Raw genomic sequence first — 18,305 nt, forward strand, 5'->3', positions numbered from 1 at the left:
ACCAACGAGAAGGAGGTACTGGCATGAAGAGGGCCGCATTCATCTTCCTGGCACCCCAGACGGACCCGTCCGTGCATCGGGGCACCGTGAAGACGCCCACGATGGACCTGGATGCGATTGCCGTGCCCACCTACGCGGAGGCGGCACGGGTCGCGAAGGACCTCGTGGACCAGGGGCTCGGCATCATAGAGCTCTGCGGAGGGTTTGGCATCCGTGGCACGTACGTCGTCAAGCAGGCGGTTGGCGACAGGGCCAGGATCGGTGTCGTGCGCTTCGACGGGCATCCGGGACTGGATGACCGGTCGGGGGACGAGCTGTTCTGATATGTAGATAGAGCTGTCAAGAGGCAAGGCGGTCCCAGCCCGAGGTTCTTCGGGTTGGGGCCGTCTCCTATTGCCCGCCCCGCCGTGCTCCGCGCTGGTACGACGGACCATGGTCGGGGCCTCCTGTGGACGTGGCAGGCCGGACGACTCCTACGACCGAGCCTAGCCCACGATGCCCCATGAGGGCTACCGCTTCATGGAGCGAGGTCCCGACCGCTCCATATATCGTCTAGGGGTCAACGTTAACGCTACTTGACATAAGGTGAGTGGGGCGGATGTCGTGGCGTCGGCGTCCGCCCTCCCTACTCGAGGGGTGTCGCCCAAAGTGCACACGCAACGCGTTTCGCCCAGCGTTTGCCCAGTTGGCGTTTTCGAATATACGTTGCGTGTGCACTTTAGGCGGGGCACTTCAAGTATCACGATGCACGTCACCGTGATAACGCCTCCGCGTTTGTCGTTCCCGCGTTCCCTAGCGCCCCAGCGTGCCGTCAGGCGCGAGCAGCGACGGCGCGCAGGCGGGCTTGGTGGCCTCCCTACGAGGGAAAGACCGTCGACAGGACCTCCTCCATCGTGATGCCGCCAAACAGGGCACCGATCGCCTGCCGCTCCAAGACCTCGCGGACGGCATCCCTCCGATAGGGGCAGCCGACGAGTTCGTCCGTCAGCGTCCCAAGGGGCACCAGGGAGAGGAAGTCGCCGAAGAACCGGATGTCGGCGATCCTCTCCCGCGTGATGGACGCCCGCACCTCCAGCTCGCCGCCGTTCCACCAGCGCCTGTTGCGCAGGTCATAGGCCGGGGAGCGCCCAAAGACCCATTCCCAGCTGTCGTACTTCTCCGCCTGCAGGCGACGGACCAGGTCCAGCTCCCCATCGTCCAGCTCGTCGGGCACGAGGCCGTCCCCCGCCAGGGCCTGTCTCACATAGGCCCAGAATTCGGGGAGGGTCATGTCGCAGCCCCTCCGTGCCAGGCACGCGCGGATGTTGCCGATCCTGCCCCGGACGGACTGGGCGCGCTTTGCGCGAAACTTCTGGGGATCCACCCGCAGGGCGCCGGCGATGAGGGACGGATCCGAATCGAAGAGGAGCGTCCCATGATGAAGGACCCTCCCCCCGGCCAGCCGCTGCGCCGTCCCCGACACCTTCCTCCCATCGACGACGATGTCGTTGCGACCGGAGGCGTGTGCGCCGAGGCCCAGCCCACGCAGGGCCTCGACGATGGGCAGGGTGAAGCGCCCCAGCATCAGGTGGCTCGCGTCCCCCGCGTCGGCCATGAACGAGTAGTTGAGGTTCCCGAGGTCATGGTAGACCGCACCGCCACCCGTCGTGCGGCGGGCGACCCTTATGCCGTGCTCGCGGACGAAGCGTTGGTCGATCTCCGCCTCCGCGTTCTGGTTCTGCCCGAGGACGATGGTGTTGTCGTTCTGCCAGAGCATCAGGTAGGTGGCATCGCGGCGGCTCAGGAGGACGTGCTCCTCAAACGCCAGGTTGAAGTCTGGGTCCACGGATCCCGTCTCGAGGTAGTGGATGATGCCGGTCATGGCAGCTCCCCTCTCCTGGTCGTTGCAGCTCCCTTCGGGCCCACAGGCGTGAGCCGCCGAGGTATGGCCGGGCGCTTCGCGAGACGCCCGCACGTGGGTGGGCACCCGTTCCCCGCAGGCCCGCGCCGTGGTGGGAAGGGGCCTTGGCATGGCTAGTCCACCTTCTGCAGGCGCGCCACGCTCAGGCGCTCCACAAGTCTGAGGTTCATCGAGATGCGCACCGTGTTGCCGTCGGTCTTGCCCTTGATGATGTTCGAGAGGCGCTGCACCGCCGTCGCCCCCATGCATTCCTTCGGAACCCCCATCGTCGTGAGGGGCGGATTGAAGAAGCTGCTGGTATAGATGTTATCAAACCCCATGACCGATACGTCTTCGGGCACGTGGATGCCATGGTCCTGGAGGGCGCGGATGCAGCCCGATGCGATGAGGTCGTTATCGGCGAACATGGCCCCCAAGCTCGCGCATAACCCCCTCACTCCCTCCGCTCCCGGAAGCCGTCGTCGAGCAGCCCCAGCAGGCCGTCGCCCGGCCCGGCCTCGCGCAGCAGCTCCTCGACGCGCTCGCGCTGCCTGACCCTCGCCCCCGTGCGCGCCCTCGGGCTCGCGACGCGGGGCTGCGGGCCGAACGAGGCCTCGAGCTCGGCGCGGGGGACGTGCGGGGCGGCCGCGACGTCGGCGGCGAGCGCGGACGCCGGCGCGGGGCCCCTGTGGCAGTACCTCCAGCTGAACTCGTCGCACACGCCCTGCAGCCTCGCCCGCGACAGCCCGTGGAAGGTGCCGAGGGCGTACGCCTTGAAGTCCGATATCACGTGGTGCACGAGCGCGAGCGAGGAGGCCGGGTCCGACGCGTCGAACGGGCGCTGGTCGAGCCCCGGCCAGCCGCGCAGGCCGGCGGTGACGCCCTGCCACATGTCGGCGCGGACGTGCGAGAGCACCCCCACGTGCTCCTCGGCGAAGCGCGAGTACGCCCCGCCCGCCGCGTCGGGGACGACCCTGAGGGCGCACGTCCCGGGGCCGCCCCGGCCGCCGCGCGACACCGCGCAGATCATCGGCTGCCTGGTGGTCCCCCTGCCCACGGTCCCTGCGGCCGCGGCCCCCACGAAGAAGTCGTCCACCTCGGCCTCACCCGAGACCCGGCCGAAGGCGCCCCAATCCGGCGGACATCGCGCCGCGCAGCCTCAGGACCACGTATCGCGCGGTGGTCTCGCTCGTGCCCAGGGCGCGGGCCAGCTCGGCGGCCGAGACGCCCCTCTTCGAGCCGGCGACGAGCCGGAACGCCAGGAACCACTTCGGCAGCGGCAGCCTCGAGCCCTGCATCGGGGTCCCGGAGGTCACCGAGAACTGGAAGCCTGCAGCGGGTGCACTGCCGCTTCCTCGGCCTGCCCGCTACGGGGCTGCACCTGCGGTTGCCGCACCTCGGGCAGACCCAGCCGCCCGGGAAGCGCAGCCGCATCAGCCCCTCCTCGCACGACGCCTCGTCCCCGTGCCTCGCGACCCAGGACAGGAGGTCCCCGCCGCCGTCCGCCGCCGCCACCATCCGCGCGCTCATGCTCGTCATGCCGCCCAGCCCCTCTCGACGCCCTCGCCCTGCGGCACCGATTGTGCGACGGGGGCGCGACACAAATTAGCTGCCCTTATGCGCGAGCTTGGGAGCCATGTCGGCGAAGAACGCCGTGGGCAGCTTGGGGCTGGCGTCAAGGTAGGCAAGCATATCCATGCAGGCGGCATCCATCGTCGAGCCCACGCGCACGATGGTGTTCTGGGTGGGATCCGAGGAGCGCCCTATGTCTCCCATGGCGGAGAGGAAGCCCTGCTGGCGCTCGAGGAAGTTACGGATGTCCACCTTCGAATGGAGGTAGCCGATGTCGGTGTGTCCCATGCCGTGAAGGTACCGCACGGCCTCCCAGGTACCACGGCTGTTGTCGATGACGACGGAGTCGAGGTTCTTGGTGGGAAACCAGCTGTCCAAAAGGACGATGGGCACGCCAAGGCGTTCGAACTGCGATACCTCGCGTGCGCGCATCTCGGTCGCGAGCAGCAGTATGCCTGCGCACTTGATGGATCGCAGCGCCTTGAGCTGCTCCGAGGCATGCTCATGCTCATAGAAGTATGAGATGGAGAGGCGGTGGTAGCCGTTGCGGTACGTGGCATCCGAGGCGCCCTTGATGAGGGCCTCGAAGAAGGGCGTCTCCCGCACCACCTTTCCGTGTCGCTTGTAGATGATGAACAGGAGGGTGCTCGTCTTGCGATGAGCTCCTCCCGACACGCGCTCGAGCCCCATCTCCTTCGCGACCCGGAGGACGCGCTCGCGTGTCTGTGCCCCGACGCCTGGCTTGTTTCTCAGCACGAGCGAGACGGTCGCAGGGGAGACGCCTGCCTCGCGTGCCACATCCCGCGATGTCACCCTTGCCGTGCTGGACATGCGCTCCCCCTCGTCGAGATACGGCGGCCGACCTCCCGGCGGCACCCATAGTTTAGTACTAAATATTTAGTAAATGTTTTTCATTCATTTATCAATCGTTCAAAGAGCATACCGTGAGTGTGGGCACACGACATCGTGCCGATTCAATCGAAGGGGTCAGGGAGAGGCATGGACACCATTCGCATCGGATATGCACCTACCCGCAGGAGCATCTTCTCCGCTCCGGACGCCAGACGGTATCGCACGATCATCGCGGACAGGCTGACCGAGCTGAACGTTGAGTTCGTGGACATCGACGACATCAACGACGAGGGGCTCCTCTTCGACGAGGACGACCGCATCAGGGTGCTGGAGAAGTTCCGCGCCGCCGGGGTTGACGGCCTGTTCCTCCCGCACTGCAACTTCGGTACCGAGTTCATCTGCGCGCGCCTTGCCAAGGACCTCGGAAGGCCCGTCCTCCTGTGGGGCCCGCTTGACGAGCGGCCCGAGCCCAACGGCGTGCGCCTGCGCGACACCCAGTGCGGCCTCTTCGCCACGGGCAAGGTGCTCCGCCGCTTCCAGGTGCCCTTCACCTACCTGACCAACTGCCGGGTGGACGACCCGGTGTTCGAACGTGGCCTGCGCGACTTCATGGCCGTCTGCAACGTGGTGAGGGCCTTCCGGGCCGCCCGCATCCTGCAGATGGGTCCCAGGCCCTACGAGTTCTACTCCACCATGTGCAACGAGGGCGAGCTGCTGGAACGGTTCAACATCGAGTGCGTGCCCGTGCCCCTCGGCGAGCTCGCGCGTGGCGTGCGGCAGGCCACAGGCGAGGTCACGGGTGACGGCAGCTCCGACGTCGAGGCCCAGCTCGCGTGGATGGAAGAGCACTTCGACTGCGACTGCAGCAGCGAGCAGGCCCAAACCGTGGCCGGCATGGCCGTCGCCATCCGTCGCCTCCTCAGGAGCTACCACTGCACGGCCGGTTGCATCCAGTGCTGGAACGAGCTCCAGCACGAGCTGGGCGTCATGCCCTGTGCGGCAAACTCCATCCTCAACGAGGAGGGCACGCCCATCACCTGCGAGACCGATGTGCACGGTGCCATCACCAGCCTGATGGTCGAGGCTGCCGACATGGGCCGCAAGCGCTCCTTCTTCGCCGACTGGACCATCCGTCACCCCGACGAGCCCAATGGCGAGCTCCTGCAGCACTGTGGGCCGTGGCCCTGCAGCGTCGCTAAGGAGAGGCCAAAGATCACCGTTCCCCTGGCGTTCGATCACAACGGCGCCCTCACGGCCGAGGCCAGGCACGGCAACCTCACGCTGGCGCGCTTCGATGGCGACAACGGCGCATACTCCCTGCTGCTGGGGCATGCCGAGGGCATCGACGGCCCCAAGGGCATGGGCACTTACCTGTGGGTGAGGGTGGACGACATCAAGCGCCTCGAGGCCAAGATCGTCGAGGGACCCTACATCCACCACTGCGTGGGTATCCATGACGATGTCGTGCCGGTGCTGTACGAGGCCTGCAAGTACCTGGGCATCACGCCCGACCTGTACGACCCGATCGAGGAAGACGTCAAGGCATACCTGAGGGGTGAGTAGGGTGGCGGACATTGCCGAGCTGGAGCGCCTGCGCTGGGAGCTGCGCCAGGACTGCGTGGACATCATCATGGCGGGTGGCGGCGGCCACATCGGCGGTGACATGTCCATCATGGACGCGCTGCTGGTGCTCTACGCCAATCACCTCAACGTCACGCCCGAGACTGCGGGCGACCCCAACCGCGATCGCTTCATCCTCTCCAAGGGCCATGCGATGGAGGCCTACTATGCGGTCCTCTGCAACCGTGGCTTCCTCGACCTCGAGGACGTCAAGGCCCGCTTCTCCACGTTCGGCTCGCCGTATATCGGTCACCCCAACAACAAGCTGCCGGGCATCGAGATGAACTCCGGATCGCTGGGCCATGGACTGCCGGTTGCCGTGGGCATGGCGCTTGCCGCCCGGATGGACGGCCGCCCCTATCGCACGTACGTGTTCCTTGGTGACGGCGAGCTGGCCGAGGGCTCCGTGTGGGAGGGGGCCATGAGCGGCGGCAGCTATGCCCTCGACAACCTGTGTGCCCTGGTCGATCGCAACCGTCTGCAGATCTCTGGCCCCACGGAGGACGTCATGCGGCAGGACCCCCAACAGGAGCGTTGGGCCGCCTTCGGGTGGAATGTGATCTCCATCCCCGGCAACGACCTCGCCGCCCTCGACGCCGCCTTCACCCTGGCCCAGAAGGCCAAGGGCAAGCCGACCGTCATCATCGCGAACACCACCAAGGGCTACGGGAGCCCCGTGATGGAGGACAAGGCCGACTGGCACCACAAGCTGCCCAGCGCCGAGGAGTATGCCCACATATCCGCCGACTTCAAGGCCCGAAGGGAGGCTGAGCGTCATGCCTAACACCGTGCCCAACCGCAAGGCAATCTGTGACGTGCTCATGAGGCACGCAGCCACCGATAGGGACGTTGTGGTGCTCTGCTCCGATTCCCGCGGGTCGGCCTCGCTCACGCCCTTCTTCGAGCGGTATCCGGAGCAGGCCATCGAGGTTGGCATTGCCGAGCAGGACCTCGTGGGCATCGCCGCGGGCCTCGCCGCGTGCGGCAAGAAGCCCTATGCCGCCAGCCCCGCCTCCTTCGTGAGCACGCGCTCCTACGAGCAGGTCAAGGTCGACTGCGCCTACTCCGACACCAACGTCAAGCTCATCGGCATCTCGGGGGGCGTGAGCTATGGCGCCCTGGGCATGAGCCACCACTCCGCCCAGGACATAGCTGCCATGAGCGCCATCCCCAACATGCGCGTGTACCTCCCGAGCGACCGCTTCCAGACGACCCGGCTCTTCGAGGCGCTGCTCGAGGACGAGAGGCCCGCCTACATCCGCGTGGGCCGCAATCCCGTCGAGGACGTCTACACCGAGTCCTGCCCCTTCCAGATGGATCGGGCCACGGTGGTTCGCGAGGGCACCGATGCGCTGCTGGTGGCCTGCGGCGAGATGGTCCGGCCTGCGATCGTGGCGGCCGACCTCTTGGCCGCCGATGGCGTGAGCGCCACCGTGCTCGACATGTACTGCGTCAAGCCGCTCGACCGCGAGGCCATTGTCACGTATACGCGGGATGCCAAGGTGGTCGTGGGCGTGGAGGAGCATGCGCCCTTCAGTGGCCTGGGCTCGATGGTGGCCCAGGTGGTGGGCGAGGAGTGCCCGAGGCCCTGCGTCACGATGGCGCTTCCCGACGCACCGGTCATCACGGGCAGCTCACGGGAGGTCTTCGCGCAGTACGACCTGGATGCGCATGGAATCGCCACGCGCGTGCGGGAGCTTCTCGCCAAGGGGGGCTAGTGCCTGGCACCCAGGCCCGTGGTGGGATGTGGGGCAGGGATGGCCTGCCTGTACAACGAGTTCAGGAGAGGGGCAATCATGAAAGACGTTTCGAGGCGCGACTTCTGTAGGGTATCCGGTGTCATGGGCGCAGGCCTCGGCCTTGCCGCGCTGCTTACCGCGTGTGGGGGTGGCTCGTCGGACGCCTCCAAGCCCGCAAGCTCCGGCTCCGGTGGCGAGCGGGAGGTGCTGAAGGGAGGCGGCTCCGACATCATCTATGTCATCACGCCCTCCGTCTCCAACCCCGCCTTCAAGGCCGAGGCCGACGGTGCCACCGACGAGGCGCAGAAGCTGGGCTATGAGGTCAAGGTAAACTCCCACGACGACGACCTCAACAAGCAGTCCGAGCTCTTCGACTCCGCCATCGCCGACAAGGCGGCCGCCATCATCTGTGACAACGCCGGTGCCGATGCGACGGTCGCAGCCGTCCAGAAGGCGGCGGAGGCGGGCATCCCCACCTTCCTGATCGACCGCGAGATCTCCTCGACGGGCGACGCCATCGCCCAGATCATCGCCGACAACAACCAGGGCGCCTCGGACGTGGCCCAGGCCTTCGTGGACGCCATGGGCGAGAAGGGCAACTACATCGAGCTCAAGGGCAAGGACTCCGACACCAACGCCCACGTGCGCTCCGACGCGTTCCACGCCGTCATCGACCAGTATCCGGACATGAAGATGCTCGATGCCCAGACGGCCAACTGGGAGAAGGACGAAGCCTACAACAAGATGGAGGCCCTCATCCAGACCTATGGCAGCGACATCAACGGCGTCATATCCGGCAACGACACCATGGTCCAGGGCGTCTGCGCGGCCCTCGACTCCGCGGGCATGAGCATCCCCGTCGTCGGCGTCGATGGGTCCGACGAGGTGCGTGACCTCATCAAGCAGGGCAAGGCCACGGCCACCGCGCTCCAGCAGTTCGATGTCATCGCCCGCACCGCCGTCCAGGAGGCTGACACCTACCTCAAGGAGGGCGCGACGGGCAAGGATGAGAAGCAGCTCATCCCCTGCATCGTCATCACCAAGGACAATGCCGGCAAGCTCGATGGCTTCGTCTACACGGAGTAGCACGGCGCTCGCAGCATCCCTCAGGCAGGTGAACGGTGGGGCATGGGTTCTGTCCGTGGTCCCACCGCTGCGGAACCGCGTACGGCGGCCTACCCTTGCGGCGCGGCTTGTCAGCGGCAGGAGGAGGAGAGAAGATGAGAAGGAGCATGCTCCCGGTCGTGGTGAGCGCATCGCTGGTGGGGTCGCTCGTCCTGTTTGGATGTACGGTGGTGCCCATTGGCCAGGAGGGCACGTACACGGGCGAGTCCACCTTTGATGCCGCGAGAGACATCGACACCCTGTGGAGCGAGAACGTGCAGTCCGAGATTGGCGGCAACGCACGGGACCTCAACGGGCTGCTGGGCGCGAGCAGCCTGGTCGCCGATGACACGGCAAGCCAGTTCGCAGGCAAGAGCCTCTCCACCTCCTCGAGCGCAGCCGGCAATGTCGTGGTCTATGCGGTCAAGGGGGCCGGCACCGTCACCAATGTCGTCGCGAAGGCAGCCGATTCGGGGGCATCCTCCAAGGGCTACATCACCATCGCGCTCGAAGGTTACGATGGGCCCACCGAGGTCGACATCAACGTCGGCCCCGTCATATCGGACACGTCGTTGCGTGACTACCTCAGCAGCATCAACCTCAACGATTACAGGGACACGACCGAGTGGTCACAGGTCTCCAAGGGCCTCAACGGCAAGGCTCAGTCCGAGGTCATCGACCCTGCCGACATAGCCACCATCAAGGGCAGGAGGGTCGCCTTCGTGGGCGCCTTCACGGCAAACTCGGCGACGATGAGCAAGGTCACCATCACCCCCATCGAGATGGTCGTCGAGTAGGGGCTTGCGGACGCTTGGGAAGGAAGTGCGTACGTATGTCAGGCTATGGCTGTCCGGACGATGTGCTCCTGCATGCCGATCGGATCTCAAAGGTGTACCCCGGTACCAAGGCGCTCGACGACGTCTCGTTCGACCTGCTCAAAGGTAAGGTCAATGTCCTGATTGGCGAGAACGGGGCGGGTAAGTCCACCCTCATGAAGATGATAGCCGGCATCGAGCAGCCGTCATCGGGCACCCTGTACATTGGCGATGCCGAGGTGAGCTTCAAGGACACGACCGAGGCCCGCAGGCACGGCATCGGCATCATCCACCAGGAGCTCAGCCTCTTCCCCAATCTCAACGTGTACCAGAACATCTTCATGAACAGGGAGCACAGGCGGGGTCTCAGCCTTGATGACGCCTACCACATGAACGCGTCCAAGAAGGTCCTTGACCTCCTGGAGCATCCCATGGACCCCACCACCAGGGTCGGCAGCCTCCGCGTCGGCCAGCAGCAGATGATAGAGATCGCCCGGGAGCTCGTTGATGACGACCTCCAGGTTCTCATCATGGACGAGCCCACCTCGTCACTGTCGCAACAGGAGGTACAGGTCCTCTTCAGGATCATGCGTGAGCTTACGGCCAGCGGCCTCTCCATCGTCTACATCTCCCATCGTCTCGAGGAGGTCATGGAGATCGGCGATCACGTCACCATCCTGCGCGACGGCAGGTACGTGGACGACGCTGACGTAAAGGACATCAGCATCAGCTGGATCGTCCAGAAGATGACCGGTGGCGAGAAGCAGTACCCCAAGCGTGATCGCGTCGTCGATTGGGGCGCGCAGTCCAAGATCCTCGAGGTCAGCGACCTCTGCCTGCCCAAGCCTGGCGGAGGGTACCTCGTCGACCACGTGAGCTTCGACCTCAGGAAGGGCGAGGTGCTGGGCATCTACGGCCTTCTGGGTGCCGGACGCACCGAGGTGTTCGAGTGCATCATGGGCCTGCGTCCCGAACACACGGGAACGGTCAGGCTCAACGGCAGGCCCATCACCATCGGCAGCGTCTCGCAGATGATTGATGCGGGCATCTCGCTCATCCCGGAGGATCGCCAGGGCGGTGGCCTGGTCCAGACCTTGGACATCGAGAAGAACGTGTCCCTTGCGGCACTCAAGCGCTACCGGAAGGGGCCGCTCATCGACTCCGTCACGGAGGACAGGAGGGTCGACGAGGAGATTCGGGACATCCACATCAAGGTCGCCGACAAGCACCTGCCGATCCTGTCGCTCTCTGGCGGCAACCAGCAGAAGGTCGTCATCGCCAAGGGGCTGCTCACCGAGCCACAGATACTGCTCATGGACGAGCCGTCCCGCGGCATCGACATCGGGGCCAAGACCGAGGTCTACGAGATCATTGACAAGTACGCCAGGCGGGGGCTCTCGATCATCGTCATCTCCTCCGAGCTCGAGGAGATCATAGCCATCTCCGACCGCATCCTCGTCCTCTCGAACGGCAGGCTCACGGGTGAGTTCGCGGGGGGCCATATCGACAAGGATGCGTTGGCGCTCGCTTCCTACAAGGGACATCACGCTGTGAAGGCAGAGAAGGAGAACTAGACATGGCAGCTGAAACCAAGAAGGCCTCGGGGGGCACCAACAACCTGGTGATGGTGCTGCTGAACGGCCGAACCCTCATCGTGCTGGTCATCCTCATGATCTTCTTCAGCCTTGCCACCCCAAACTTCTTCACGGCAGGGTCGCTTCTCTCCGTGGCCAAACACGTGGCGCTCTATGGCATCCTCGCCATTGGCATGACGTTCGTCATCATCACGGGGGGCATCGACCTCTCGGTGGGCGCGGTGGTCGGCCTCGCCGGCATGGTCTCGGCGGGCTTCGTACAGGAGGGCCTGACCCTCACCTTTGCGGGTGTGACGATCTACTTCAGCGTGCCCGTCGTAGTGCTCCTCACCCTGCTCATGGGTGTCGTGCTGGGGATGCTGAACGGCCTCGTCATCACGAAGCTGGGCGTCGCCCCCTTCATCGCCACGTTGGGCACCATGTACGTCTGGCGTGGCTTCGCCAACATCCGCTCCAATGGGGCGACGTTCTCCAGCATCTCGGGACATCCCGGGCTCGGCAACACGGGATACGGCTTCTTCGCATCGAGCGTCCTGGGCATCCCCATGGGCGTCATCATCTTTGCAATCTTTGCCGTCATTGCGGGCATCGTGCTCAGGAAGACGGCCTTTGGCTGGCACGTGCTGGCAATCGGTGGCAACCAGAACGCGACGCGCCTTTCGGGCATCAAGGTCGACCGCAACCTCATCATCGTCTATGCCATCTCGGGCTTCTGCGCCGCCATGGTCGGCATCATCACCACCTCGCAGCTCATGGGCGCCAACCCCTCTACCGGCACCTCTTGGGAGATGAATGCCATCGCGGCGTCCGTCCTGGGTGGCACCTCCATGGCGGGTGGCGTGGGTACCATCCTTGGCACCGTCGAGGGAGCCTTCGTCATCGGCGTCATCAACGATGGCATGGCCATGTGTGGCGTCACGGAGTTCTGGCAGCAGGTCATACGTGGTATCGTCATCATCATTGCCGTGGTGATTGACCAGGTGCAGCGCAACCTTCAGGCGCGCATGGCCCTGCAGGTGCGCGACGAGGGCAGGGGTGATGTGGGTGGTGACGGGGCCGCCGGGGCTGCGGCGGAATAGCAGCCCGGAACCATGCCGGCGTGCCCAGGGGCATGCGAATGCCGAGCGATGCATGGTTCGCATGTGACCTCGTGGCACGTCCCGAGTTGGAGGAGGAACAGCATGAAGAAGAGGGGCATACTCAACGTCCAGCTTGCCGGGCTGTTGGCCGGCCTGGGGCACAAGGACAGCTACATGATTGCCGATGCCGGCATGCCCATACCCAGGGGCGTGGAGGTCGTCGATCTGGCCGTGACAGGTGGCGTCCCCACCTTTCGCCAGGTCATGGATGCCGTCCTGGACGAGTGCGCCGTCGAGCGCTACACCTTGGCCGAGGAGATACGGCAGGCCAACCCGGAGCTCCACCGCTACATCGAGGGTGCGCTGGCGGGCGTCGAGCACGACTACCTTCCCCACGACGAGCTCAAGCGGGTGGAGGCGTCCTGCAAGTTCGTGATACGCACGGGGGAGTTCTCGCCGTACCCCAACATCCTGCTCACTGCGGCCTGCGCGTTCTAGCCTCCGGGCCATCGCGTGCCGGACAAGACGGGAGGCATCATGAGGATTCTCGACTTTGGATCCCTCAACATAGACTACGTCTATGGCGTCGACCACATCGTCGCACCGGGGGAGACGCTTGCCTCGACGCAGCGCAGCGTCTTCCCCGGCGGCAAGGGGCTCAACCAGGCCGTGGCGCTTGCCCGCGCGGGCGCGCGGGTATGGCAGGCGGGGATGATGGGGCCCGAGGGGGGCCTGCTGCTGGACGTCTGCAGGGACGCAGGCGTCGACACGCACCTCGTCGCCCGCAGCGATGTTGCCACGGGGCACACGGTCATACAGGTGGATGCGAAGGGGCAGAACTGCATCCTGCTCTATGGGGGCGCCAATCGGCAGGTGGACGAGGGCTACGTGGATCAGGTGCTCGCGCAGTTCTCGGCGGGGGACTACCTCGTCCTCCAGAACGAGATCTCGTGCCTCGCCTACCTTGTGGATCGCGCGGGCGCCTTGGGCATGAAGGTCATCCTGAACCCCTCGCCGTACGATGACGCGCTGCGCACTGTCGACCTGGGCAAGGTGTCACTGTTCATCCTCAACGAGATCGAGGGGGCACAGATCTCGGGTGGCTCGACGGATCCGGCCGATGTGCTTGGGCGACTGGGGGAGCAGTACCCCCAGGCCGAGGTGGTCCTCACCCTCGGCGCCAGGGGATCGGTGTATCAGTGTGGCGGGCATCGCTATGAACAGGGCATCTTCGAGGTTGAGGTCATCGACACCACCGCTGCGGGGGATACGTTCACGGGTTACTTCGTGTGGGCGCGAAGCGTTGGCAAGCCCGTGCAGGAGGCCCTGGCGCTGGCTGCCAAGGCGTCTGCGATGGCGGTGTCGCAGCAGGGGGCGGCGCCGTCCATTCCCACGATGGAGCAGGTCCGGGCAAGCCCGCTGGGCTAGCGCCTGTGCCTGTGGGGCAGCCTCGACGGCCTGGGGTTGTTGATGCGCTCCGCCTTGGCGTTGGCGATCCGTTGTCGGGAGGTGCGAAACCCCTCTGCGGCCTCGGGATGCTCGGCGGCAGCCCTGAAGCAGAGCACCAGGTAGACAAGGGCAAGCGCGAAGTTGAGGACGGAGAGGTACAGGGCGCCTCCCTCAAGGGAGAAGACGGCCGTGCTACCCGGGACCGTCATGAGCACGATGTCGAGGAAGGTGAAGAGAAGGGGAACGAACGCCCAGCCATGGGACACGCGGGGGAGCCGGTCCGCGTCGACGCCCGCACGGATGCCCTCGACGGCGGTTGCCAGAAACGCCACCAGGCGCACGAGGGACATGAGGGTGTCCGACTGACGGTAGCCAAAGAGGCTCCAGGCTCCAGTGCCTGCAGCAAGGTACGCGAACGACCATGCGACCAACAGGGTCGAGGCGACGATCAGCACGTTTTGGAAGCGGGAGCGCGCCGTGTGAAGGAGCACAACGAGCCTGTGGAACGACGAGTGGATGCTGGCTGACGAGCGCAGGCCGTGGTCAGTGGCCAGGGGCGAGGAGGGAGGCTCAACGCCATTGCCCGTTGCCATGATCCGCTCCCGCTCGAGCGCCCTCGTGGCGCGCAGTCTCCGTCGATGCGTGCGTCTGCTCTGTCGTGACATGGGGCTCCCTTGGGCGTGGGTCGTGACGTCCTGCGTGTCGGGCGCCGGAGCGGTTGGTTCGATTCTAGGCAATTGTGGCACCACCGGGATGACGAACACGCCCGGACAGGCATGCGCCATGCCCTGTGACAGGGAAGGGACAAGGGAGGAAAGCCCCATGGCCTCGTACGTTCTTGGCATCGACCAGAGCACGCAGGGAACCAAGTCGCTGCTCTTTGATGGGAAGGGGTCGCTCGTGGCCCGCGCCGACCGGCCTCACCGACAGATCGTGAGCGACCGAGCTTGGATCGAGCACGATGCGGAGGAGATCTACGCCAACGTGCTCGCCACTGTGGCCGACGTCGTAGCACGGGCCGCCATCGACAAGGGCGACATCCGTGGCGTGGGCATCTCCAACCAGCGCGAGACGTCGCTCGTGTGGGATGTCGGTGGCGCGCCGCTTGCACGCGCCATCGTCTGGCAGGACGCCCGTGCCGAGGACGTGTGCGAACGGCTGCGTCGCCAGGGCATGGCCGAGCTCGTGCGCGTGCAGACGGGCATAGAGCTCTCGCCCTACTTCCCGGCCGCCAAACTCGCGTGGCTCCTGGAGAACGTGCCCGCCGCCTCCCATGCGTTGGCCAGGGGGGAGCTGCGCCTGGGCACCGTGGACACCTACCTCCTGTATCGCCTGACGGGAGGGGCCGCCTACAGGACGGACTACTCCAACGCCTCGCGCACCGAGCTCTTCGACATCTCCCGGCTGGCGTGGAGCGAGGAGCTGTGCGATGCCTTCGGTGTGCCCGCCTCCGTGCTGGCGGAGGTCTGTGACTCCGATGCCGACTTCGGCATGACCGACTTCGAGGGCTACCTCGATGCGCCCATTCCCATCCATGGCATCCTGGGCGACTCGCACGGCGCCCTGTTCGCCCAGGGGTGCGTGAGGGCGGGCATGGTTAAGGCCACCTATGGCACGGGCTCGTCCGTCATGATGAACGTGGGCGAGAGCCCCGTGCGCTCGGGGAGTGGGCTCGTCTCGTCCCTGGCCTGGAAGCTGAACGGTACGGTCAGCTACGTGCTCGAGGGCAACGTCAACTACGCCGGTGCCGTCATCACCTGGCTCAAGGACGACCTGGGGCTCATTCGATCCGCCGATGAGACGGAGGCGCTGGCCCGGGCGGCCGCCGAGGGCGACCGTTCCTATCTGGTGCCGGCCTTTACGGGCCTGGGTGCCCCCTACTGGGACAGCGATGCCACGGGCGCGCTCGTGGGTATGACGCGCACCACGCACAGGGCGGAGGTGGTTCGTGCCGCCCTCGATTGCATCGCCTACCAGATCACGGACGTCCTCAAGGCCATGGAGGCGGACGCCGGCCTGCGGATAGGCGAGCTTCGCGTGGATGGAGGTCCCACCCACAACGGGTACCTCATGCAGTTCCAGAGCGACATGGCGCGCCGCCCCGTTGCCGTCTCTCCTACCGAGGAGCTCTCGGGCATGGGGGCGGCGTATGCGGCTGGCTGTGGTATGGGGGTCTACGATGCGGCCACGCTCTTTCGGGGCATCGAGTGCAGACGCTACGTGCCTCTGCGGGACGAGAGATGGGTGAAGGAGCGGTATGAGGGCTGGAAGCACGCCGTCTCCACGGTGCTCTCGGACTGACGGATTGTGCTCCCAGGGTCGGTGTTGTCGGTCAGCCCAACCTCGCAACCTTCCAACCAACCGAACATGCGAGCACTCAAATTGCTCGCTTTCCGCGCGAATCCTGGGCAGACGTGGGACAGGCGGACAAGGGGACCCACAGGTCGTGCGGTTCGGACGGAGTCCGGCCTCTGTCGTCAGAGCCTCACAGGGCCTGACGCACATGTCCTTCGGCCTTGTCGAAGGCGCGGGGGGCCTCTCCGGCGCCACAATCGAGGAGCAGCATCATGATGGCCGGCTTCATGCCACCCTTGGCTTCGCCGAGCTTCCTGCTCGCAACGTCCTCCGTGCAGGAACACGCCTCGCATACGATCCGCTTGACGCGCGTCGATCCGGTGAGGACCTCGGGCCCTGTGATTGCCTCGATGGCCAGATCCACCTTGCGGGAGATGCGGGGACCCGGGTTGCAGGAGACGGCGACCGTCCTGCTCCCGCAGCTGCGGACGTAACGCAGCGCGCCCACGACGTAGGGCCGCACCCGCTCGCCGCCAACCCGATGACGATGTCCCGCTCGCTCACGTCATGCGCCTTGGGGTCGCTCGCGCCATCGGCCTCGGAGTCCTCGGCTCCCTCCTGAGTCCTCACGAAGGCATGCTCCCCGCTGGCGATGAGATCCACCACCAGGCCAGGCGAGACGCCAAAGGTGGGTGGGCATTCCACCGCATCGAGCAGGCCGAGCCTCCCGCTCATGCCGTCTCCTTCCGGTCCTCTGCGCGGAGCCGATAGAGCTCCATCAGCTCCTGGATGAGCTCGAGGGCCAGGATCGAGGTCATGAGGTGGTCCTGCGAGTGCACGAGGAGGATGTCGAGGGTCATGCTTTCTCCGCGCGCGGCGCGTGTGATGAGGCTCGTCTGGATGTTGTGGGCCTTGTCCAGAGCGGACTGCGCCTCACCGAGCAGAGAGGAGGCTACCTCGAAGTCCCCCTCCTTGGCGCTACCGAGGGCCTCGTACGCCTTGCTCCGGGCCTCTCCCGACATCGCGATGATCTCGAACGATGTCTGGACGCTCTCCTCGTCCATGCAAACCCCCTTCGGTTGCGGCTCCCTGTGCTGAGACGAGGATACGCATCGCCCCCACGGCGGACAAACGCCACCTAACAGGTGGACAGGGGTGGCGCGCACTTCGCTCCCAGGTGCCTGTCCTCGCGAGTGAGAGAGAAAGGCCACAGATGGATGCAGGTGCTCAGTGGGCACATGGAGCCTTCTTTCCCGAGTGCCCGCCTAGTGGGTGCCGTGCGGTCTGACACGTTTTGCGGCCTCCCGGTCCCGCTCGCCGACAAGGGCGTGCCGTCCGAATGTCTTCCGTTCCAAAATTGAAATTAAATACCTGAAATTAAGAATTGTCGTGACGCAATAATTCCATATAGGTACAACAGTAGGGACAAGCCATGGATGGACGTGACGTCATGGTCCTTTTAAAAGAGAATAGAGATAGAGCAACGACCTCGGAGCGCAATGCCATCGACTACATCCTCGCACATGCGGAGGATGTGATGGGGATGAGCATCCATCAGCTTGCGGACGCCTCGTTCGTCTCCCCATCCACCATCTCGCGCCTCTGCCGGCACCTGGGTCTTGGCGGCTATCGGCAGTTCCAGAGCTCGCTCGTCTTCGAGCTGGCGAGGCGGCGAGACAGTGAGCGTACGTCCATTGGGGACATCAGTCCCAAGGATTCGGTACGGCAGAGCATCTTCAAGGTGACCAGAAAGAACATCGAGTCCCTGACCATCACGGAGAAGCTCAATGACCCCGACACCATCGAGTCGTGCGTGGCCCTCATGGGGCAGGCGTGCAGCATCAGCCTGTTTGGCCTGGGCTCCTCCCTGCTGAGCGCCCGGGACCTGTACTACAAGCTCATTCGTGCCAACGTGCGCTGCAACGTCTGTGACGACTGGCACGCCCAGCTCGTGTGCGCCACGAACATGGGGTCTGAGGACCTTGCGATTGCATTCAGCTACTCGGGGCTCACGCACGAGGTCATCGAGTGCTCGCGGAGGGCCAAGGGACGCGGCGCGTCCCTCATCGCCATCACGCGGGCCGCTCACGACTCGGAGCTTGTCCGCCTGGCCGACCAGACGCTCTACGTCGCCTCGACGGAGCCCATCTTTCGAAGCTCGGCGAGCGCGTCGCGCATCTCGCAGCTGGACATCGTGGACATCCTCTTCGCGGTGTACGTGAGCAGGAACTTCCAGCGTTGCTCTGAGTGGTTTGATCGCAACTACATCGAGAAGTGAGTTGATAGGGCATCCCATGAGGTGGGGG

The 18,305-nt window shown here is 65.4% G+C and carries 20 protein-coding genes and 2 pseudogenes; 12 read left to right on the forward strand and 10 right to left on the reverse strand.

Annotation, left to right across the window (positions count from 1 at the left end):
- The first annotated feature begins 23 nt into the window (after positions 1–23).
- Positions 24–323: a DUF6506 family protein gene (locus tag J2S71_RS03635; RefSeq protein WP_021727466.1), complete on the forward strand. Its 300-nt coding sequence runs from the start codon at positions 24–26 to the stop codon at positions 321–323.
- 533 nt (positions 324–856) lie between these two features.
- Here the strand turns inward: J2S71_RS03635 and lplA are convergent.
- From lplA to J2S71_RS03660, 6 genes and pseudogenes are all read right to left on the reverse strand, one after another.
- Entirely contained in the window at positions 857–2,011 is a 1,155-nt protein-coding gene (lplA, locus tag J2S71_RS03640; RefSeq protein ID WP_307388823.1) for a lipoate--protein ligase, read from the reverse strand.
- 2 nt (positions 2,012–2,013) lie between these two features.
- The gene (locus J2S71_RS12235) at positions 2,014–2,307 is read right to left on the reverse strand and encodes a substrate-binding domain-containing protein (RefSeq protein WP_503122922.1); all 294 of its coding nucleotides are present in this window, start codon (positions 2,305–2,307) and stop codon (positions 2,014–2,016) included.
- A gap of 26 nt (positions 2,308–2,333) precedes the next feature.
- Positions 2,334–2,975: a transposase gene (locus tag J2S71_RS12240; protein WP_307389112.1), complete on the reverse strand. Its 642-nt coding sequence runs from the start codon at positions 2,973–2,975 to the stop codon at positions 2,334–2,336.
- A 7-nt stretch (positions 2,976–2,982) separates the two neighbouring features.
- The gene (locus J2S71_RS03655; RefSeq protein ID WP_307388359.1) at positions 2,983–3,177 is read right to left on the reverse strand and encodes a hypothetical protein; all 195 of its coding nucleotides are present in this window, start codon (positions 3,175–3,177) and stop codon (positions 2,983–2,985) included.
- 43 nt (positions 3,178–3,220) lie between these two features.
- Positions 3,221–3,418: pseudogene (locus tag J2S71_RS12245) on the reverse strand (transposase family protein); the annotation flags it as partial.
- 66 nt (positions 3,419–3,484) lie between these two features.
- Positions 3,485–4,282, reverse strand: coding sequence for a LacI family DNA-binding transcriptional regulator (locus J2S71_RS03660; protein ID WP_307388827.1), 798 nt, complete (start codon positions 4,280–4,282; stop codon positions 3,485–3,487).
- A 168-nt stretch (positions 4,283–4,450) separates the two neighbouring features.
- Here J2S71_RS03660 and J2S71_RS03665 point away from each other — a divergent pair, with 168 nt between their 5' ends.
- From J2S71_RS03665 to J2S71_RS03705, 9 genes are all read left to right on the forward strand, one after another.
- On the forward strand, positions 4,451–5,866 hold the full coding sequence (locus J2S71_RS03665) for an L-fucose/L-arabinose isomerase family protein (RefSeq protein WP_307388829.1): 1,416 nt from the start codon (positions 4,451–4,453) through the stop codon (positions 5,864–5,866).
- A gap of 1 nt (position 5,867) precedes the next feature.
- Positions 5,868–6,707, forward strand: a complete 840-nt coding sequence (locus J2S71_RS03670; RefSeq protein WP_307388831.1) for a transketolase — start codon at positions 5,868–5,870, stop codon at positions 6,705–6,707.
- On the forward strand, positions 6,700–7,641 hold the full coding sequence (locus tag J2S71_RS03675; protein WP_307388833.1) for a transketolase family protein: 942 nt from the start codon (positions 6,700–6,702) through the stop codon (positions 7,639–7,641). The genes J2S71_RS03670 and J2S71_RS03675 overlap by 8 nt, the downstream gene beginning before the upstream one ends.
- A gap of 78 nt (positions 7,642–7,719) precedes the next feature.
- Entirely contained in the window at positions 7,720–8,748 is a 1,029-nt protein-coding gene (locus J2S71_RS03680) for a D-ribose ABC transporter substrate-binding protein (RefSeq protein WP_307388835.1), read from the forward strand.
- Positions 8,749–8,882: 134 nt separating this feature from the next.
- Positions 8,883–9,563: a DUF2291 domain-containing protein gene (locus J2S71_RS03685; RefSeq protein ID WP_307388837.1), complete on the forward strand. Its 681-nt coding sequence runs from the start codon at positions 8,883–8,885 to the stop codon at positions 9,561–9,563.
- 35 nt (positions 9,564–9,598) lie between these two features.
- On the forward strand, positions 9,599–11,155 hold the full coding sequence (locus tag J2S71_RS03690) for a sugar ABC transporter ATP-binding protein (protein WP_307388839.1): 1,557 nt from the start codon (positions 9,599–9,601) through the stop codon (positions 11,153–11,155).
- 2 nt (positions 11,156–11,157) lie between these two features.
- Positions 11,158–12,255, forward strand: a complete 1,098-nt coding sequence (locus J2S71_RS03695) for an ABC transporter permease (RefSeq protein WP_307388840.1) — start codon at positions 11,158–11,160, stop codon at positions 12,253–12,255.
- A gap of 102 nt (positions 12,256–12,357) precedes the next feature.
- Entirely contained in the window at positions 12,358–12,753 is a 396-nt protein-coding gene (rbsD, locus tag J2S71_RS03700) for a D-ribose pyranase (RefSeq protein WP_021727433.1), read from the forward strand.
- Between the two features lie 39 nt (positions 12,754–12,792).
- Positions 12,793–13,683, forward strand: a complete 891-nt coding sequence (locus J2S71_RS03705) for a ribokinase (RefSeq protein WP_307388842.1) — start codon at positions 12,793–12,795, stop codon at positions 13,681–13,683.
- Here J2S71_RS03705 and J2S71_RS03710 read toward each other — a convergent pair.
- The gene (locus tag J2S71_RS03710) at positions 13,680–14,369 is read right to left on the reverse strand and encodes a hypothetical protein (protein ID WP_307388844.1); all 690 of its coding nucleotides are present in this window, start codon (positions 14,367–14,369) and stop codon (positions 13,680–13,682) included. The two genes, J2S71_RS03705 and J2S71_RS03710, sit on opposite strands and share 4 nt — an antisense overlap.
- Positions 14,370–14,526: 157 nt before the next feature.
- Here J2S71_RS03710 and J2S71_RS03715 point away from each other — a divergent pair, with 157 nt between their 5' ends.
- Entirely contained in the window at positions 14,527–16,005 is a 1,479-nt protein-coding gene (locus J2S71_RS03715) for an FGGY-family carbohydrate kinase (protein WP_307388846.1), read from the forward strand.
- Between the two features lie 184 nt (positions 16,006–16,189).
- Here J2S71_RS03715 and J2S71_RS03720 read toward each other — a convergent pair whose 3' ends face one another.
- The 3 genes and pseudogenes from J2S71_RS03720 to J2S71_RS03725 form a co-directional block, all read right to left on the reverse strand.
- The gene (locus tag J2S71_RS03720; RefSeq protein ID WP_307388848.1) at positions 16,190–16,522 is read right to left on the reverse strand and encodes an N-acetylmuramic acid 6-phosphate etherase family protein; all 333 of its coding nucleotides are present in this window, start codon (positions 16,520–16,522) and stop codon (positions 16,190–16,192) included.
- A 47-nt stretch (positions 16,523–16,569) separates the two neighbouring features.
- A pseudogene (gene murQ / locus J2S71_RS12410) lies at positions 16,570–16,734 on the reverse strand (N-acetylmuramic acid 6-phosphate etherase); the annotation flags it as partial.
- Positions 16,731–17,063 (reverse strand): PTS sugar transporter subunit IIA, encoded by a 333-nt coding sequence (locus tag J2S71_RS03725; RefSeq protein ID WP_021727428.1) that lies wholly within the window; start codon positions 17,061–17,063, stop codon positions 16,731–16,733. The pseudogene murQ and the gene J2S71_RS03725, both read right to left, overlap by 4 nt.
- Positions 17,064–17,431: 368 nt before the next feature.
- Between J2S71_RS03725 and J2S71_RS03730 the strand changes: the two genes are divergently transcribed.
- On the forward strand, positions 17,432–18,277 hold the full coding sequence (locus tag J2S71_RS03730; RefSeq protein WP_307388850.1) for a MurR/RpiR family transcriptional regulator: 846 nt from the start codon (positions 17,432–17,434) through the stop codon (positions 18,275–18,277).
- Positions 18,278–18,305 lie beyond the last annotated feature (28 nt).

This window comes from Olsenella profusa DSM 13989 (genome assembly GCF_030811115.1).
GTDB classification, from domain to species: domain Bacteria; phylum Actinomycetota; class Coriobacteriia; order Coriobacteriales; family Atopobiaceae; genus Olsenella_F; species Olsenella_F profusa.